This window comes from Bacillus sp. JZ39, assembly GCF_053903145.1.
Genome location: NZ_CP096389.1, coordinates 890,700 through 908,117, shown reverse-complemented (window position 1 = coordinate 908,117; position 17,418 = coordinate 890,700). Strand labels below are relative to the sequence as shown.

The window sequence follows — 17,418 nt, the reverse complement described above, 5'->3', positions numbered from 1 at the left end:
GAATGGTTTACGGAGCAACCGAGATGGCGGCTGCTTCTACTGCCATCTTCCAGATTTTTTGATGTGACACCGGGAACGCAAATTGTTCGAGCTCTTCTTTCGTTACTTTTTTCAGCTCGCTGGTATCCGACACTTGTTTTACTTTACCGAAAAACACTGAAATATTCCATACCAGGTGGGTGAAAACATGCTCGACTACACCTTGCAGATCACTGATATCAGCTTGTATGCCATATTCGTTTTCTAAGAAAGCAATGAGCTGTTCACGCTCAGTTTTGATCCCTTTTTGTGTTTCAAGATTAGGGAATTCCCACAGGTTGGCGAGCAAACCTTTAGACGGCCGTTTGTGGATATACACTTGTCCGTCTTCATCAGTCAGTACGATCGCGGCCATGGTTTTGATCCCGGGCTTTTTCTTTTTGCTTTTTACCGGAAGCTCCCGTTCAGTGCCTTCTTCAAATGCTGAGCAATGCTGCTGAACCGGGCATAGTAGGCATGAGGGTGATTTTGGCGTGCAAATCAAGGCTCCAAGCTCCATCAAGCCCTGATTAAATTCAGATGGTTTTTCTTTGGAAATAAAAGCTCGTATGGCGTCTTCAAAGATCGTTCTTGTTTTTGGTTTGGCAATATCATCCCAAATAGAAAGAATTCTGGACATGACACGCATCACATTTCCGTCAACCGCGGGAATGGGTTTATTGTAGGCAATGCTGAGCACCGCTCCCTTTGTATAAGGGCCGACGCCTTTTAACCCGCCAAAATCTTTCTCGTCTGGAGGGACAATGCCGCCGTATTCCTGTTTCACTTCTTTTACCGCGCTTTGCAGGTTTCTGACTCGCGAATAATAGCCGAGCCCTTCCCATGCTTTCAGCACCTTTTCTTCATCAGCATCAGCGAGCGCTTCCACTGTCGGGAATTGTTCCACAAACCGCAGAAAGTAAGGAATCACTGTCTCTACTCTCGTTTGCTGCAGCATCACTTCAGATACCCATACCTTATAAGGATCTTGGTCCTCTCTCCACGGCAGAACGCGCTGCTCTCGTTCAAACCATGAGATTAAATCATCGCGAAATTGCTGTATGTCTTTTTGTTTTAATTTGTCTTCAAGTACGTTCATATGTGTTTCTCCCCAGTCTTTCGCGCCCCGCTTTTCTTTAGACTGTTTTTTGTTGTACACTAAGGGCACAGTACGATAATATGTTACATTAAATAGTAATAAAGAAAAAGCGGAAACATATGAGAACGATTGAATCAGTTTAAAAATTGGGTATATGAAAATGGGGAATTTCTTACAAAGTGAATGTGCAGGATCATCCTGCAAGGAGGTCACCTATGGATACGGGCACACATGTCGTTATGGGCATCGCACTGGGCGGTATTGCGACGCTTGATCCTGTTGTCGGATCAGATCCGGCAATGGCTCACGCTGTTATGATCGCAACGCTTGCGGGCTCTCAGGCTCCGGATATTGATACTGTGTTAAAGCTTAAAAACAATGCTGTTTATATAAGGAATCACAGAGGATTTACCCATTCAATTCCCGCCGTTTTGTTTTGGTCTGTCATCATCCCGGCGATTCTGTATTTATTTTATCCTCAGGCCGATTTTCTGCACCTGTGGCTGTGGACACTGCTGGCAGTCGTTCTGCATGTCTTTGTTGATATATTCAACGCCTATGGAACACAAGCCATTCGTCCGTTTTCGAAAAAATGGGTTGCGCTCGGGCTGATTAATACGTTTGATCCGTTTATTTTTATCAGCCATCTAGCAGCTATCGCGATTTGGTATGCAGGCGGGAGTCCCGGCATCACGTTTCTCAGCTTATATATCATATTGGCAGGCTATTACTTGGTGCGCCTGATCATGCAGCTGAGAATTAAACGGAAGCTTCATGAGATGATTCATGATGAGATCGAAAGCATTATTATTTCTCCAACGATGAAATTCAGGCAATGGCGAATCGCAGTGACGACAGCACATGCTTTCTATGTAGGAAGAAGCATGGAAGGACATGTCGTGATTCTGGATACATTTAATCGGGTGCCTGTTCCTGAAACCGATGTAATGCATGCGGCAAAGCAGGATGATAACATCGCGGCGTTTCTGTCCTTTTCTCCGGTTTACCGGTGGGAAGTGGATACGTTTAAAGATCATTATGAGGTGAGATTTATCGACCTGCGTTATCGGAGCAAAGGCCATTATCCGTTTGTCGCAATTGTTCATATCGGCCATGATCTCACGATTCGTTCGTCTTATACGGGATGGATATTCAGCGAAGAAAAACTTCAGAAAAAATTAAAGCTCGGCTCTATATAGAGCCGGGCTTTTTACGTCTTATATAGAAAACAGCAAGCAGCAGACTGACGAGAGATATGATCGCCGATATTTTGAAGTATGGCGGATAGTAAGTCAGCTCAATGTGATTGTCTCCCTTTTGCGCCTTGAAGCCTATAAAAGCATAATCAGCTTTTTCGATCTTCTGTGTTTTTCCATTGATCTTCAGCTCCCAGCCTTTTTCATATGGGATCGGAAGCATGATGTACTGGTCTTTTGACAGATGATAGGCAAAGGTCAGTCGATTTTTGTTCCAATTCAGTTTGTCTGCTTTCTCTGTTTTATTTTGCATTACAACGTTTTTCAGCGTTTGGTAATTTTCTTCATAGAGCGCTATGTTTCTCAGCTCATAGGTTCCTTTCGGAAGATTGATTGAGATATGGCGTGATTTAGGCACTCTTACCGTTATATTATTTACTCCGGTTTTATATATCGATTTGTTCGATTTCCTTGTTGTGACATAATCATTTACCTTTAACGTAAATCCTTTGTCTTTTGCTTTGCTTTTCAAATAAAAGCTGACATAGTAGTCTCCCGGAGCAGATGATGGCTGTTTCGGGGTGATGATCAGTTCTCCTCCGTTTTCTCCAGTTACGGTTAGCAGCCCCTTTTGATACTGGGCTTGTTTTGCGGTGATGTCCGACTTGGTGATCAAATTGGACGGTTTTGGTGTCTGCTCCGTTTTTCCTGATGGATCTTTTAATATGATTCCTTTCAGCATCGCCTGTTCTTTCGCAAGAGCGGGCAATCGGTCCAGCTCACTTTCGCTGTATATGGCATCCGCTGTTTTGACGAATGGAAGCATGTACTGATTCTCATAAACTGCATAATGCTCTGTTTCTAAATGCTTTTTGAAGCCGTACGGAACGCTGGCTTCGTTCGTTTTTTCGGTCATATAATATTTGCCGTAAAGCAGGCTGTATAAATTCGCCCTGTCTCCCAATGACGCGTAACGGCTGACGCTTTCCCTGCCCATATCGATGCTTAAATCATTCCAATAGAAGGCCAGCAGATCTTTGTTTAAAATGCTGGAATAGGCGCTGAAGCCATTAAACCCGTAAATGATTGGCGTATTATTGCGGACCCCGTTCATCCAGTCGATTCTCATGAGCGGATCATCGTTTTCCTTCTGTAAACGTCTGATGAGCTCAGATGATTCCCGCCCTCTGTATTCCTCACTTGTAAGATATTCTTTTGTCACACTATCCAAATCGCCGCCTTCTGAGAGCGCGTATTTTTGATAGGAGTTGGCGACAAACAGCGAAGAAAGAATGATTATACCGTACACAGCCATTTTTGCCCGTTTTTTCGCAAAAGCTGCAGCAAACAAGGCTGCGATTGTCATGAGTAAGAGCAATAGAATACTTTCATTCGCAGGCTTCCATATATCGAGCTTATACCTTTGAATATGATACAAGTAAAGAAGCAGGACGACAGCTGCGGCCGGGAGCAGTTCTTTCCGTTTCAATTCAGACAGCTGTGACAAACCAGCCGCAGCTGCTCCCGCAATGGTAAAGGCCAGAACATATTCAAACCGGTTTTGCGGGGCGGAAAAACCGTTAAAGACGCTTGCCGCATACGGACTGAAATGAAACAGAATAAACAGCAGGCTCAACCCGGCAAAGAGACGAAACACACGGTTTTTGTAAAAAGAAATCATAAACAAAAACAGCAGAAAAGCGGCCGGCACAATGATGATCCGGCTCGAAAATAAGATATTATCATCGAAATTGAGCCACTCTATTTTCTGGCTGTATGGAGGGCGCAGGTTGTTTAAAAAACCGTATACTACCGGCACAAACGCCGCCGCACTGATGCCAAAAGAAATGAAGCCTGAAACGAGAAATAATCTGATTTGAATCCATCTTTTCTCTTCATGTGGTTCCAAACGGATCAGCCATCTGAACAGCACATAGATTCCGATGAATATAAGGTTTATGTATGCAAAGTAAAAGTTATTGATTAACGTCAGCGAACACGCAACGATAAACCACGCCGGACGCCGCTCTCTAATAATTTTTTCTGCGCCAAGCACAAGCAGCGGAAGCCAAACCATTGTATCGGTGAAAAATTCCCAATACGCTTCGTGACGGAAATAAATAATTGAGACGCCGTATAACACAGCTCCCGTGAACGATGCCGCCCTGTGCTTGAGAAGATAATGAAAAACAGAAGCGGACGTGAAGATGATCAAGCTCAATTTGAAAATACTGATAAAAACAGCTGACTCAGCCCAAAAAAGCGTATCCGCTTCTCCGATCAGCTGGACGGCTTGAAGCATCCAAACAGCGGCGGACACAGCAAGAAAAAGAAAAGACGCAGAAAAATAATAGCCGAGCTGACTGAATGTGCCGCCGCCAAGTCCGAATGAATAATTGTAGAAAAAATTCCCGTGTGTATATTGGTCAAATAATAATTTTTTAAATACGATCATTTGCGCAAGCCCGTCACCCGGACCTGTCATATACCTGCCTTCCGCCCATTCTTTCACAAAAAAAGCGTGTGCCAGAACGGACACCAGCAAACTGGCCGCATAGATCATGATATGTTTTCTTTTCATATGAATTCTCCAGTCTTGCTTTTAAGATAATAGACACGCAAAAAAAGCACTGCCAATGGCGCTTGGTATTTTCAGTGCATTTTTGTCAGACGCCGCATGCTTTTTAATTCGTTCGTTTCAGGCAGGTCTTTGTTCGGGATATTCGCTTCTTTGATCAAATAATGCGGGCGTTTTTTTGTTTCATAATAGATTCGGCCGATATATTCACCTATAATTCCAAGGCTTAACAGCTGTACTCCGCCGAGAAATAACACTGCTGAGATAATGGTGAAATACCCAGGCACAGAAATACCGTTAGTCAGAATTTTAACGAATGTGGCAATGATATAAATGATGGAAAGCAGCAGGATGAAAATGCCTGTATAAAAACATAATCTCAGCGGCTTATGATTAAATGAAACGACGCCGTCCATGCCGTAATTAAACAGACTGCTGAACGACCATTTGGAGGTGCCGTTTTTTCGTTCGACATTTTCATAAAATACAATTTTCTGATCAAAGCCAATCCAGCAAAAAAGACCTTTTGAGAAGCGATTTCCTTCGCTCAGCTTCAAAAGTGCATTCACAGCTTGGCGGCTTAACAATCTGAAGTCACCCACACCGTCACGCAAATCGACTTCCACCGCTTTATTAATGAACTTGTAATACATAGATGATAAGAGTGAGCGGACAAAGCTGTCCCCTTTTCTGTTCCTTTGGGCAATGACTTGATCATACCCTTCTTCGTAGCCTTTGATAAATTCCTTCAGCAAATATGTCGGATGCTGCAGATCGGCATCCATTACAATAACCGCCTCGCCCTGAACATGCTCAAAGCCCGCCAAAATTGCGGCTTCTTTTCCAAAGTTTCGAGAAAAAGATATATATTTTACCCGGCTGCACGTCGCTGCCAAGTCTTTGATCTGCTGAAGCGTGTCATCAACACTTCCGTCGTTTATGAAGAATATTTCATAGTCATAATGAATGTTTTTAAATTCCTTTTTTAAAGATTCATGAATGAGTTTGACATTATACCCTTCATTGTAAGACGGGATAATAATCGAGATTAATCCTTGCTTCATTAAGGCACCTTCTTTTTTTATTCTTTTTAAGTATTGCCTTAGGGGAGTTTTACACAAATCTTCAGTAAGGCTATTCCTTTTTTTAAAGTCGTTTAAACCTGTTTTTTGTTACAATTTTATGGTGACATTCATGATTTTTAATGTTATTTTGTCATGTTTAAAACAGACTATGAAAAAAACGCACAGAAAAAGTCTGCCATTATGACAGACGGATGGAGAGAAATTTTGGCTTATTGGTTCTTAAGATATTCCAAAATCAGCTGATTGACGATGGCTGGCTTTTCGTGGTTAATCCAATGGGAAGCTTCATCAACAAAGATGAGATGTCCATTCGGGCAATGCCTTTCCGTCTCTTTCGCAAGCTTTCTGCTCAAAAAGCGGTCTTCCATTCCCCAGATCATTCGGTAAGGTACTGTTTCGTAAGAGGGTTTCTCTGCCAAGCTTCCTTTTCTGAGGGCTCTGTACCAGTTCAGCATAGCTGTCAGCGCGCCCGGCTGTTTCCACGCTTCTTTGTACCTGCTGACATCCTCGGATGTAAAAAGCGCAGGACGGTCGGATAATCCAATCGCTTTGTCTAATGTTTCATAATCATTTTCCCTTAGTGATGCCTCCGGTATATCGGGGAGCTGGAAGTATGCGATATACGAGCTTTTCAGCCATTGCGGCGGATAAAGCGGCGTTACGGTTTTCATGACGTGCGGGTGCGGGATATTGATCGCGATCAGTTTTTCAAGATATTCCGGGCGTGTGGAGGCCAAATGCCATGCAACAGCCCCTCCCCAGTCATGCCCGATGACAATTGCTTTTTCATCAGTGAATTGCGTAATAAGCCCGATGATATCATCTCTTAATGTATCAATCCGATACGAATCAATTCCTTCCGGTTTGTCACTGAGATTGTAGCCCCGCTGATCAGGAGCAATGACCCGGTAACCCGCATCAACAAGCGGTTTGATTTGATTTTTCCAGCCGTACCAAAACTCAGGAAATCCATGGAGCAGGACAATTAACGGGCCGTCTTCCGGTCCTGCGGCTGCAACGTGGAGCGTGATTCCGTTCGTATTGACAAACTGGCATTTAACTCCGTCCACTTCAATCTCCTCCTTGACTGTGCGTCATGATTTTCAGCCTTTTCTCCGTTAGCATAAATGTTATGACACAGGCGGCAATCAGCAGGATAAGCTGAAGAATAATCAAGTTTGATCCCAGCAGCAAACCCATTCCCGCAATCACCAAGCCTGACAGGATCATTAATGATGCACTGTAACGGTTCGCTTCATTCCATAATCTTTGATCTGACATTGAGCGTCTCGTTCTGTATCCATACACACTGTTGATCGATTTGGGAGGAAACAGTTTGATCAGTATGCCCGCAATGATCATAAGCCCTCCGCCGACTAAACCCGTCATATCATCATCTCCTTTCTCATTGTTACGTGCAGAAAGAAGAAATGTTTCATGCATAGGCAAAAAGACAAGCCTCGGCCTGCCTTTTTATCGCATTTGTAAATCCTTTGTGTGAATATAGCCTTTAACTCCGCCATAATCCACGAACGCCCAAGTGAAGTCAAATCCGCCGTTTTCACTGAATCCCCACCCAAGTATTGTCACCTCTGTTCCAGATGGGAGCTGTTTAGCTTTTCCATTTTCGGGCGTCGGTGCATAGAAGGCTGTCTGTTTCATTGTTTTCGCTTGGCTTGCGGTTTTCATTAAAAAGTGGGTTGAAATATACGCTTTTTTTCCTTTGAAATGAATTTGAGCCCAATCGGCATTTACAAATCCATAGACTTTTACTTCTTGTTCTGATGATACAGTGCCGAGAATGTCACCTTTATGATTTGGCTCAGTCCGGACATTCAGCTTTCCTGTTTTTATGATGTAAGAATCGGATGATGGCATGCTGACAGATATGTCGTGAAGGGGCGCAGCTTTTGCTGCGGGAGCGGAATGAAGTGCTGTCAAACCCAGTCCTGCGGCAGCTGTTAAAGCGAGCATTACTTGTTTCTTTTTCATATAAAGCTCCTCCTCGCATTTTGACAAGATATTAGTGGTATTCCCTGATTGACAGGCTGGTGAAACATGTTTTGTTTATGATTTCTTCCTTTTAAGGTAATTTTAAGAAAATGAAAAAACCTGCCGGTCGTTAACGGCAGGTTTTTAGTGCAAAAGGCCTCTGCTTTGATTTAAGTAATCATTCACGTCGTTACGGGAGCTTTGAAAAAGGTGGAGCTGGCCGCCATAGTTTTCAATCCATTGTGTGACGATTTTTTCAGTCATTTTTTCACCTTGATAGGCGTGTCCGGCTTTTGCATAGGTTGCTTCGAAATCGCTCCATAACAATTCCACCCACGTTTTTGCCTGTATATAGCTGATCATCTCGTTCTTTTCCAGAAGCAGATTAGTCAGTTTCTCAATGTACATATTCATGTGTGCAGTCTCCTTTCTTCAGGAAAAAAATAACGCTTTATTACGTGGTGTTCTCCATATACTAACCTTACGTCTTCATCTGGAAAGACGCAACTTTTTGATCTCGAACCTAGGGGGATATGACATGGTCCGAAATAAAGAAAAAGGATTTCCTTACGAAAACGAAAACAAATTTCAGGGTGAACCGAGAGCAAAGGACGACTATGCTTCAAAGCGTGCTGACGGATCTATCAATCAGCATCCTCAAGAAAGAATGAGAGCCTCAGGCAAACGGTAAAGAAGAACAGCTGCATACACTGCAGCTGTTTTTACCCTTTATTGACTTGATATTCGTAGACGCTCTTCTTTTCTGATAAGTGTGCGAAGGTAGAAAGCACAAGTCCGCATGCAGTCATAAGCGCACCTCCTGCAAACAGCCAGGAATAAGAGCCTGTTCCGTTTAAAATCATTCCGCCGATCCATGCACCAAGGGCATTGGCAAGGTTAAATGCTGATACGCTGACAGCTGCGGCAATGGTTGTGCCGCCCTCAGATGAGGAAATGACCTTTGTTTGCAGAAGAGGCGGCGTGCCGAATGCGCATGCCCCGAATAGGAACGTTGCCACAATGGCTGCAGCCGGGTAAATGGCGATGTAAGGAAATACAGCCAGAACACCGATTAAACCGATCATTACGCCGATCATCGTCCGAGTCAGCAAAGGCAGCGGTACTTTTCCAGCAAAGAAATTCCCGGCAACGCCTCCCAATCCATACGCAAAGAGAGCACCTGTAATGCCAACCGTGCTGAATCCGGCTGAATGCCTTAAAATGGGTTCGATAAAGGTGTAGGCGATAAAGACACCGGAATAGCCTAAAATGGTAATCGCGAAGGAAAACAGCACTTGTTTGTGTTTAAAAACCCCCCACTCATTCATAAGCATTGGGATCACTTTTGGTTTTCTGTTCGGCACGGCAGCCATAAGGCCTAAAAATCCGATGACACCAAGAGCCGTAATGATGGAAAACACCGCTCTCCAATTCAGGACATCTCCGAGATAAGAGCCGAATGGAACACCAACCATTAGAGCCACTGTCAGTCCGCCGTTCATTGAAGCAGCAGCTGCAGCACGCTTTTCCGGCGGAACCATTTCACTTGCGAATACCATGGCAATCGCGAAGAAAGCGCCGTGAATGGACGCAGATAAAATTCTTGAAATGGCCAATACCGCAAAATTCGGCGCCAGTGCGCTCATCAGGTTTGAAAGGATAAATATCGCCATAAGCCCAAGAAGCACAGGCTTTCTCGGAAGCTTGACGGAAATGATGGTGACGAGCGGCCCTGTCAAACAAACGCTTGCCGCATAAGCCGTGACAAGAAGCCCTGCGGATGAAACCTGTATATGAAAGTCATTGGCAATCGACGTCAAAATACCCATCACCGCGTATTCTGTATAGCCGATTGAAAATGTACAAATCATAAGAACAAATATAATAAATTTTACAGATGGGTTTTTGATACTCAACGTCATCGCCTCCTTTGATTTTAAAAAACAACGAGTTTCATCTTAAAAGATTTTTCAAGTGAATTCAATGATTTTTTCTTTAAGAATTCGTGTGAATGTGCTGCAAACAAAAAGAGGCTGATCATCAGCCTCCTGTTACGCTTTATTCTTTTTCTTGCAATACTGAGATTGGCAGCGCTTCTTCTTGCTGAGGGGAAGAGGTTCTGTATCCCCATGCGAAAACGCCATTTAAATAACTGATGGTAAACTCGTCCTCAGTGTTTTCCACACGATATGTTTCTCCCGGTGAGTAATCTTCCGGGTTCAGCAAATATGCTTTTGCCATCGTAATTTTCCGTTCGAGCACTGCCAGTTCGTTTATGATTCCATGCTGTTCGGCTTTTCTTGCTTTTTCAGAAAGTAATGCGATTTCGGTATTGAGTTCGTGCGGTGTCATTTGACTGTATCGTTTCTCCATTTCAGTACTCCTCTTCCTGCAGTAATTGCTCGATTAAATCGAGTGAGAATCCTTTGCGGAATAAAAATTGTCTGACCTTCATGGCGCTTTCATATGAGCCGTCATAGCGGTATTTTCTAAACGCTTTTTCCGCGTGAAGGCGCAGCGCTTCTTTCTCTGTGTCTTCATCATTTTCATATTCAATCTGATCCATCGCCGCGCTGATAACATCAAATGAGAAGCCCTTGCGCTGAAGCTGCAGCTGGGCGCGCTGTTTGAGTTCTTTCGTCGAAAGCTTTTTATCTTTTTTGAGAAGCTTTTCAACATGCTTGACCGCTTCTCTTATCTGATCTTCAAAGGAAAAGGAACTTAGCGCCTCCTTAATTGTATCGTCATCAATTCCCTTCGCTCTTAGCTCTCTGAACAAAACATCAGGGCCTTTTCCGTTTGTTTTTTTGTGAGTGCTGACATAGGCTGCGGCAAATTCCTGGTCGTTTAAGTACTTGTAATCGTTAAGCCTATGGATGACTTCCGCAATGACGGGGGGCGAGGTTTCTTTTTTCTTTAAGTGGTCCTCGACCTCTTTCGTCGACCGCATTCGATAGGATAAAAAGTCAAGCGCACGGTTGAAGCCTTTCTTCACTTCATCGCCGTATTGAATCTCAATGATGTCAAGATCATCGAGTTCTTTTCCCTTCTTGAGCTCAAATTTCACGAGCACATCCGCGTCCACACTGAAGGCGTATTTATCATCCAGAAAAATATTGAAGCGTTCCGTATTCTTTTTTTGCGTTGATATTTTTGTAATAAACGGCATCTTAATCTCCCTTCTCAGGCCTGAAACGCGTTTTCTTTTATTACAATGAGGTAAAGTATATTTATTAGAACGATGAGGAGAGATGTTCATGAATATCGCAATGACGGGCGGAACCGGTTTTCTCGGCCAGCATCTGACAGGCGTTCTTACCCGCCAGGGACACCATGTTTATATTTTATCAAGAAACGCAAGGGAAACTGAACAAAAAAATATGACATATGTCCAATGGCTGACGGAAGGAGCCGCCCCGGAGCAGGAACTTACTCATATTGATGTCTGGATAAACCTTGCGGGAAAATCGATTTTTGGCCGCTGGACAGAAAAAACGAAGCAGCACATTCTCTCCAGCCGTATCAATGCGACGCGTGAAGTGCAGCGGCTTATTCAGAAACAGAAGGAGAAGCCGAAGACATTGATCCAAGCCAGTGCCGTGGGCATTTACGGCACAAGCCTTGAGAAAACTTTCACAGAGGATTCTGCAACGTCAGATGAGGATTTTCTCAGCCATACTGCACACCTGTGGGAAAAGGAAGGACAGCATATTGAAGCGATGGGTATCCGGACAGTTTATGCGAGATTTGGCGTGATGCTTGGAGAAAAAGGCGCTTTACCGCTTATGGTTCTCCCCTATAAGTTTCTGGCCGGCGGAACGATTGGAACGGGAAGGCAGTGGCTGTCATGGATTCATGTCGAGGATGCGGCCCAGTTGATCCGATATGCGGTGGAAAACGCCGGCATCTCAGGCCCAATGAATGTCACCGCGCCCAATCCTGTGGACATGAAGCAATTCGGAAAAGCGATTGCACGGGTGAAGCACCGCCCGCACTGGCTCCCCGTCCCGGAATTCTTTTTATCAAAAGCATTGGGTGAAATGAGTCTTTTGATTGTGAAAGGACAGCGCGCTCTTCCTAAAAAAGCGATAACCTCTGGATTTCGTTTTACATATTCGGATCTTGAATTTGCACTCTCACAGCTGATAGCGGACCGAAAGACTGTATAAAAACAGCAGGAAGCGTCAACCTTAAGAATAACATGGTTGAAGGAGGTCCTTTTTATGGAAAAAAAGAGGGAGAAGCACCAGCAAGGCGCCAACCTGAAAAAAATGCAGGAAGTTCTTTATTCAGGCGAATTTAAAAAAGCGGAAAAAGCTGCTAAGCGGAAGTAGGAATACATAGCCCCTTAAAACCAAATACTATCTTTGTTTGATATCACTTTTTAGGGGGAATTTGATATGGGCAGAAATCATATCCACAAAAACCGTGATAAAAACAAACAAAAGCTTCCACAAGTTCCCGATGCATTAAAAAGGGAAACTGACGGCGTTTACGAAGAATATTCAACCGAGCTTGCTGATGCAGATGACCGCGAAGCGCAAGAGCGTGCGAAAGCAGCCGACAACAGAGCGAAAAAGAAATCTCGTTAATGAAAAACCCCTTGTCTCCGTTTGAGACAAGGGGTTTTTTACATTTCAGTGAACCGGTCGCGGATCGGTGTGCGTTTTTTCACTTCCGGCGCCTCGTCAGGATAACCTGTTTGTATGATGGCGGCGAAACGCTCATTATCATGCAAACCAAAGGCCTGATGGACTTCTTTGTCATAAAGGATTTTTCCGCTTTTCCAAACCATGCCGATTCCTTTTTCCCAAGCAAGAAGCTGAAGATTTTGAATCAACGAGCTTGTTGCCGCAAAATCGTCGTCCCGCGCTCTTTCGTTTTCATCTTCCTGAAACACGACGAGGAGAAATCCCGGAACGCGCCCAAGTGTGTTTTTGAAATTTTGAAGCTTTTCCTCTGTCATATCCGGCTTGGATTTCATAGAGAACGCTGCAAATGTATTGATGAGGTTCGCTTTACCTGTCTCACTGGAAACGTAAATAAATCTCCATGGCTCTGTCACTCTGTGATTTGGCGCATATTTTGCCGTTTCAAGCATGTCAAGAATGACTGCTGAAGGTACTGGCTCTTGTTTAAACTTTCGAATTGATCTTCTGCTGCGTATGATGTCCCGCAGTACTGAATGCTGATGTATTTGTTCGGTTTGAGGCATACCGTCTCACCTTCCTATGCAATTGAAAATGATTATCATTTCATAATGATAACGGAAAGTGCATCTTTTTGTAAACCATCATCCGTATTAGATTTTAAGAATACGGGTTTCTGAGTAAACGGCTGTTCCTGTCATGTTCACTTTCACATGGCCGCCGGCTTCGTTCATTTCGATCTCCACTTTTCCGTCTTTTCCAATTTCCTGCCCTTGTTCAATGATAAATTTATGCTGCTCGGCATTGCCATAATGTTTCATATAAGCCCCCATCACGCCGGATGCTGTGCCGGTCACGGGGTCTTCAATCGTTCCCGAATACGGGGATGAAAAGTGGCGTCCGTGCAGGTCGCTGTCGGGATGAACGGTTTCAAAGGTAAACGGATGGACTGAAGCTTTTGGCAGATCAATTAGCACTTCCGGAAATTGTTTGTTATCTGGCACCATTTTTTTGGAAGCCTCCAATGATTTAAGCGGAACGATGGCTGTCCATATGCCAGTGCTGCCAAACACAATCGGAAGGTCTTCATGAAAATCCTCTTCGGTGATACCCAGTGCGTCCGCAAGTTTTCTCCGATCGCCTGTAAATGGTTTGAATTGCGGAGAGGCCTGTTCAAGCGTGATATGAATACGGCCATCTTTTTCAGAAATCTTCACAGGCAGGATACCCGCTTTCGTTTGGATGCTGTACGTTTTACCGCTCTCCAGCATTCCTTTCTCACATAATGCGTAAAGAGACGCAACTGTCGCATGACCGCACAAATTCATTTCGTGTCCAGGTGTAAAGTAACGGAGTTCAAGATCGGCCGACTCGCTTTTTCGGATAAAGGAGGTTTCTGAATACCCGGCACGCTCAGCTATGATCTGCATCTCGTCTTCCGTATAAACGTCTCCCCGCAAAACGACGCCTGCGGGGTTTCCTTTGCCGGGACTGCTTGTAAATGCTTCATATTTTAATACCTCTGCTTCTTTCATTCATCTGCCGCCCTTTCTTTATCAATGTCTCTGTCAGTATAGCAAAAATAATTACGAATCTTCAGTCATTATCAAAAAAACCCATTTTCTTTTTTAAGAAAATGGGTGTAACGATCAAGAATTTCTTGTTTTATAGAGCAAATAAATAAAATAAGGTGCGCCGATAGCCGCTGTAAAGACGCCGGCCGGCACTTCCACCGGAGCAAATAAGGTTCTGCCGACGATATCAGCTGTTAAAACGAGCAGAGCTCCAATAAGTGCCGACGCTGGGAGCAGCGCGCCATAAGATGAGCCGACAAGCCGTCTTGCAATATGGGGCGCCATCAGCCCGACAAAACCGATTGTGCCGGCAACTGAAACTGCACAACCAGTAAGAGCCGTACTCAAAAGTAGCAAGAAAAAACGATTTCGCTGCACAGCGCTTCCTGCACCCGCCGCAATATCTTCACCCAGCACCTGTATATTCATATTTTTTAGCGCGACAAAACAAATGAATAAGAGAATGACAGATAAGATAATAGCTATTTTTACATGCTGCCAGTTTGACCCATAAACTGACCCAGTGATATATACATTGGCTTGTGATGCCCGGTAAATCGGGCCTTTGATCATCAACAGGGTAGTCATCGCCTGCGCCGACATTGAAAATCCGATTCCGATAAGCACCAGCCGAAATGTGGAGGCGCCATTTTTGTATGCCAGTAAATAGACGATGAGCCCGACAGCCGATGCGCCGATAAATGCGGCTGCTGGAAGCCATGACAGACTGATCGTAAGTGAACTGCTGCGGTCTGAGAAGAACATCATTAAAAGCACGACCGCTACCGCCGCTCCTCCTGTTATTCCGATAATATCCGGAGATGCGAGAGGGTTTCTGACGAGCCCCTGCAATATCGCGCCTGCCGCTGCCAAGCAGACACCGGCGCATAAAGCCGTCAAAATTCTTGGCATGCGGAACGACATGATCATCAGTTCATCCAGCTTGGAACCTGCACCAAAGAATGTTTTTGCTACATCCCAGGGAGGAATAAACCTTTGTCCGAGACCTGCGCTTATGATGAGTACAGCAGCTGTTAACCCCAGTAAAATTAAAAAGACGATCCATGCTTTCTTTTCAGCCGCAGTAACGCCAAAACGAAGTTTCATAGCTTCGCCCCCCTTCTTGCGATGTACACAAACACAGGCATTCCGATGATGGCGGTCATGACCCCGACAGGAACCTCCTGAGGCATAATGATATATCGCGCACCGATATCCGCGCAAACAAGCAAAATGGCACCCAAAACAGCGGAAAATGGCAGAACCCAGCGATAATCATTACCAACGACAAAGCGGGCAAAATGCGGAATAATGATGCCGATAAAAGAAATCGGCCCGGCAATGGCGACAGCGGACCCTGCAAGCATGACAACACAAAGCGCCATCACAAATTTCAGCAGGCCTGTTTTTTGGCCGAGTCCTTTTGCCACATCTTCTCCCATAACGAGGAGATTAATTTTTTGGCCGAGAAAGAAGCAGATTACCAGCGCTGCCGCTGCATATGGAAACATCGTCATCAACAGATCCAGACTCCGGCCCTGCACAGAGCCAGTCAGCCAAAAAAGCACCTGGGCAAGCTCGAGTTCGTTGACAGACAGCAAGCCCTGTGTCAGAGAAGAAAACATGGCTGCCATGGCAGCTCCCGCCAGCGTCAGTTTGATTGGCGTCAGCCCTTCCCTCCCAAGCGAGCCTGCTGCATAGACGATCGCGGCGGTAAATGCTGCCCCCAGAAACGAGCTCCATACTAATGCCTGAGGTGACTGAATATGCAGAAAAAACGATCCGGCAACAATAAAAAAACCTGCACCGGCGTTAATCCCGAAAATCCCCGGTGACGCAAGCGGATTTTTTGTGAGCGCCTGCATGAGAGCGCCCGCGGCTGCAAGCGAGGCGCCGACGACTGTCGCAACCAAAGCGCGCGGAAGCCTGACATCCTTGATGATGACATGCTCATTTGTTCCGTTGAAGGAAGTAAACGCCTGATAGACCTGTCTCCATGACGTACCTGTATAGCCGTACACGACGCTTGCGCAGACAGCCGCCAGTAAAATGAAAATCAGACATACTAACACAATCCATTTTGAAGATGCCTTTTTGCAGATCATGATCTAATTCTCCTAGTTATTTACTATGTAATGTTTGTTTTTGAGAATAATCCTCAATTAGGGATTGACACTCTTAACACTGCTTATTATGATCTAAATGATAATGAATTTCAATATTGGGAGGAAAAAGATGAAAAAGCATATCAGCATGCTATTCGTATTTTTAATGGCCGTTATGGTACTTTCTGCCTGTAATAGTTCAGAAAGTTCAAGCAACAGCGAGGGGTCAAGCAGCAAAACAAGAACGGTCAAACATGCAATGGGGACATCAGACAACATTCCCGCCAATCCAAAACGGATTGTTGTTTTAACTAATGAAGGAACAGAGGCGCTCTTAGCGCTTGGCATTAAGCCGGTCGGAGCCGTAAAGTCATGGAAGGGCGACCCGTGGTATGACTATCTGAAAGATGACATGAAAGGTGTTAAAAACGTCGGTCTTGAAACGGAACCGAATGTGGAAGCCATCGCAGAATTAAAGCCTGATTTGATTATTGGAAACAAAGTGCGCCAGGAAAAAATTTATGATCAGTTAAATGCGATTGCGCCGACTGTTTTTGCTGAATCTTTGGCCGGGAACTGGAAGGATAACCTGACTCTATACGCCAACGCGGTGAATAAGGCGGACAAAGGCAAGGAAGTCATTGCCGATTTTGATAAACGTGTTTCTGATTTAAAAAACAAGCTGGGCGACCAGACAAACAAAACCGTTTCAGTCGTACGCTTTTTATCCGGTGAATCAAGAATCTATTATACCGATTCATTCTCAGGGATTATTTTAGACCAGCTTGGCTTCAAACGCCCTGAAAAACAAGTAGAACTGTTCAAGAAACAAAAGGACCAATTTACGTTCTCAACTGACAGTAAAGAATCTATTCCTGATATGGATGCTGATGTGCTGTTTTATTTCACTTATAAAGCCGATAATGCAAAGGAAAATGAAAAATGGGCCAATCAGTGGACAAGCAGTTCACTATGGAAAAACCTAAAGGCCGTGAAATCAGGTAATGCGCATGAAGTCGATGACGTCGTATGGACAACCGCAGGCGGAATTAAAGCCGCAAACTACCTGCTTGATGATATTGAAACCTACTTCTTAAAAACGAAATAAAAAAAAGACTCCGT

20 protein-coding genes are annotated in these 17,418 nt (G+C 44.5%); 6 read left to right on the top strand and 14 right to left on the bottom strand.

Translation table 11 applies throughout. The features are described from left to right. Positions 1-7: 7 nt before the first annotated feature. On the bottom strand, positions 8-1,117 hold the full coding sequence (gene mutY / locus M1D65_RS04620) for an A/G-specific adenine glycosylase (RefSeq protein ID WP_456270798.1): 1,110 nt from the start codon (positions 1,115-1,117) through the stop codon (positions 8-10). Positions 1,118-1,332: 215 nt separating this feature from the next. Between mutY and M1D65_RS04615 the strand changes: the two genes are divergently transcribed. Continuing rightward, positions 1,333-2,316, top strand: coding sequence for a metal-dependent hydrolase (locus M1D65_RS04615; RefSeq protein ID WP_014476212.1), 984 nt, complete (start codon positions 1,333-1,335; stop codon positions 2,314-2,316). Here the strand turns inward: M1D65_RS04615 and M1D65_RS04610 are convergent. From M1D65_RS04610 to M1D65_RS04585, 6 genes are all read right to left on the bottom strand, one after another. Next, on the bottom strand, positions 2,309-4,894 hold the full coding sequence (locus M1D65_RS04610; RefSeq protein ID WP_064671932.1) for a YfhO family protein: 2,586 nt from the start codon (positions 4,892-4,894) through the stop codon (positions 2,309-2,311). The genes M1D65_RS04615 and M1D65_RS04610 overlap by 8 nt on opposite strands. A 71-nt stretch (positions 4,895-4,965) precedes the next feature. Further along, positions 4,966-5,955, bottom strand: a complete 990-nt coding sequence (locus M1D65_RS04605) for a glycosyltransferase family 2 protein (protein ID WP_003244113.1) — start codon at positions 5,953-5,955, stop codon at positions 4,966-4,968. 230 nt (positions 5,956-6,185) lie between these two features. Continuing rightward, positions 6,186-7,046 carry an epoxide hydrolase EphM gene (ephM, locus tag M1D65_RS04600; protein WP_014479220.1) on the bottom strand — a complete coding sequence of 287 codons (861 nt, stop codon included), beginning with the start codon at positions 7,044-7,046 and terminating at the stop codon, positions 6,186-6,188. Between the two features lies 1 nt (position 7,047). Beyond that, positions 7,048-7,365, bottom strand: a complete 318-nt coding sequence (gene spdL / locus M1D65_RS04595; RefSeq protein ID WP_021481164.1) for an SdpC immunity protein SpdL — start codon at positions 7,363-7,365, stop codon at positions 7,048-7,050. A gap of 84 nt (positions 7,366-7,449) precedes the next feature. Further along, a complete protein-coding gene (locus tag M1D65_RS04590) occupies positions 7,450-7,968 on the bottom strand; it encodes an SH3 domain-containing protein (RefSeq protein WP_064671931.1) in 519 nt (172 codons plus the stop codon). 144 nt (positions 7,969-8,112) lie between these two features. After that, positions 8,113-8,382: a YfhJ family protein gene (locus tag M1D65_RS04585; RefSeq protein ID WP_003243789.1), complete on the bottom strand. Its 270-nt coding sequence runs from the start codon at positions 8,380-8,382 to the stop codon at positions 8,113-8,115. Between the two features lie 124 nt (positions 8,383-8,506). On the opposite strand from M1D65_RS04585, the gene M1D65_RS04580 reads away from it, so the two are divergent. Beyond that, complete coding sequence (locus M1D65_RS04580; protein WP_003223241.1) at positions 8,507-8,659, top strand: small, acid-soluble spore protein K; 153 nt, start codon at positions 8,507-8,509, stop codon at positions 8,657-8,659. Positions 8,660-8,690: 31 nt separating this feature from the next. On the opposite strand, the gene M1D65_RS04575 is transcribed toward M1D65_RS04580, so the two are convergent. From M1D65_RS04575 to recX, 3 genes are all read right to left on the bottom strand, one after another. Next, on the bottom strand, positions 8,691-9,884 hold the full coding sequence (locus M1D65_RS04575) for an MFS transporter (RefSeq protein ID WP_080474520.1): 1,194 nt from the start codon (positions 9,882-9,884) through the stop codon (positions 8,691-8,693). A gap of 142 nt (positions 9,885-10,026) precedes the next feature. After that, positions 10,027-10,341, bottom strand: coding sequence for a YfhH family protein (locus M1D65_RS04570; RefSeq protein ID WP_003244592.1), 315 nt, complete (start codon positions 10,339-10,341; stop codon positions 10,027-10,029). Between the two features lies 1 nt (position 10,342). Continuing rightward, on the bottom strand, positions 10,343-11,137 hold the full coding sequence (gene recX, locus M1D65_RS04565; RefSeq protein ID WP_308154101.1) for a recombination regulator RecX: 795 nt from the start codon (positions 11,135-11,137) through the stop codon (positions 10,343-10,345). An 88-nt stretch (positions 11,138-11,225) separates the two neighbouring features. On the opposite strand from recX, the gene M1D65_RS04560 reads away from it, so the two are divergent. The 3 genes from M1D65_RS04560 (at position 11,226) to M1D65_RS04550 (ending at position 12,560) form a co-directional block, all read left to right on the top strand. After that, positions 11,226-12,137 carry a TIGR01777 family oxidoreductase gene (locus M1D65_RS04560; RefSeq protein ID WP_456270797.1) on the top strand — a complete coding sequence of 304 codons (912 nt, stop codon included), beginning with the start codon at positions 11,226-11,228 and terminating at the stop codon, positions 12,135-12,137. 54 nt (positions 12,138-12,191) lie between these two features. Next, positions 12,192-12,302 carry a YfhE family protein gene (locus M1D65_RS04555; RefSeq protein ID WP_003223230.1) on the top strand — a complete coding sequence of 37 codons (111 nt, stop codon included), beginning with the start codon at positions 12,192-12,194 and terminating at the stop codon, positions 12,300-12,302. 66 nt (positions 12,303-12,368) lie between these two features. Further along, positions 12,369-12,560, top strand: coding sequence for a YfhD family protein (locus tag M1D65_RS04550; protein ID WP_003233561.1), 192 nt, complete (start codon positions 12,369-12,371; stop codon positions 12,558-12,560). Between the two features lie 38 nt (positions 12,561-12,598). Here M1D65_RS04550 and M1D65_RS04545 read toward each other — a convergent pair whose 3' ends face one another. The 4 genes from M1D65_RS04545 to M1D65_RS04530 form a co-directional block, all read right to left on the bottom strand. Then, on the bottom strand, positions 12,599-13,183 hold the full coding sequence (locus M1D65_RS04545; protein ID WP_342412014.1) for a nitroreductase family protein: 585 nt from the start codon (positions 13,181-13,183) through the stop codon (positions 12,599-12,601). A gap of 87 nt (positions 13,184-13,270) precedes the next feature. Continuing rightward, complete coding sequence (locus M1D65_RS04540; protein WP_125121377.1) at positions 13,271-14,152, bottom strand: PhzF family phenazine biosynthesis isomerase; 882 nt, start codon at positions 14,150-14,152, stop codon at positions 13,271-13,273. Positions 14,153-14,266: 114 nt separating this feature from the next. Further along, positions 14,267-15,298 (bottom strand): FecCD family ABC transporter permease, encoded by a 1,032-nt coding sequence (locus M1D65_RS04535; protein WP_003233568.1) that lies wholly within the window; start codon positions 15,296-15,298, stop codon positions 14,267-14,269. After that, positions 15,295-16,296, bottom strand: coding sequence for a FecCD family ABC transporter permease (locus M1D65_RS04530; RefSeq protein WP_003233570.1), 1,002 nt, complete (start codon positions 16,294-16,296; stop codon positions 15,295-15,297). The genes M1D65_RS04535 and M1D65_RS04530 overlap by 4 nt, the downstream gene beginning before the upstream one ends. Positions 16,297-16,426: 130 nt before the next feature. Here M1D65_RS04530 and M1D65_RS04525 point away from each other — a divergent pair, with 130 nt between their 5' ends. Then, entirely contained in the window at positions 16,427-17,404 is a 978-nt protein-coding gene (locus M1D65_RS04525; RefSeq protein WP_014476203.1) for an ABC transporter substrate-binding protein, read from the top strand. Positions 17,405-17,418 lie beyond the last annotated feature (14 nt).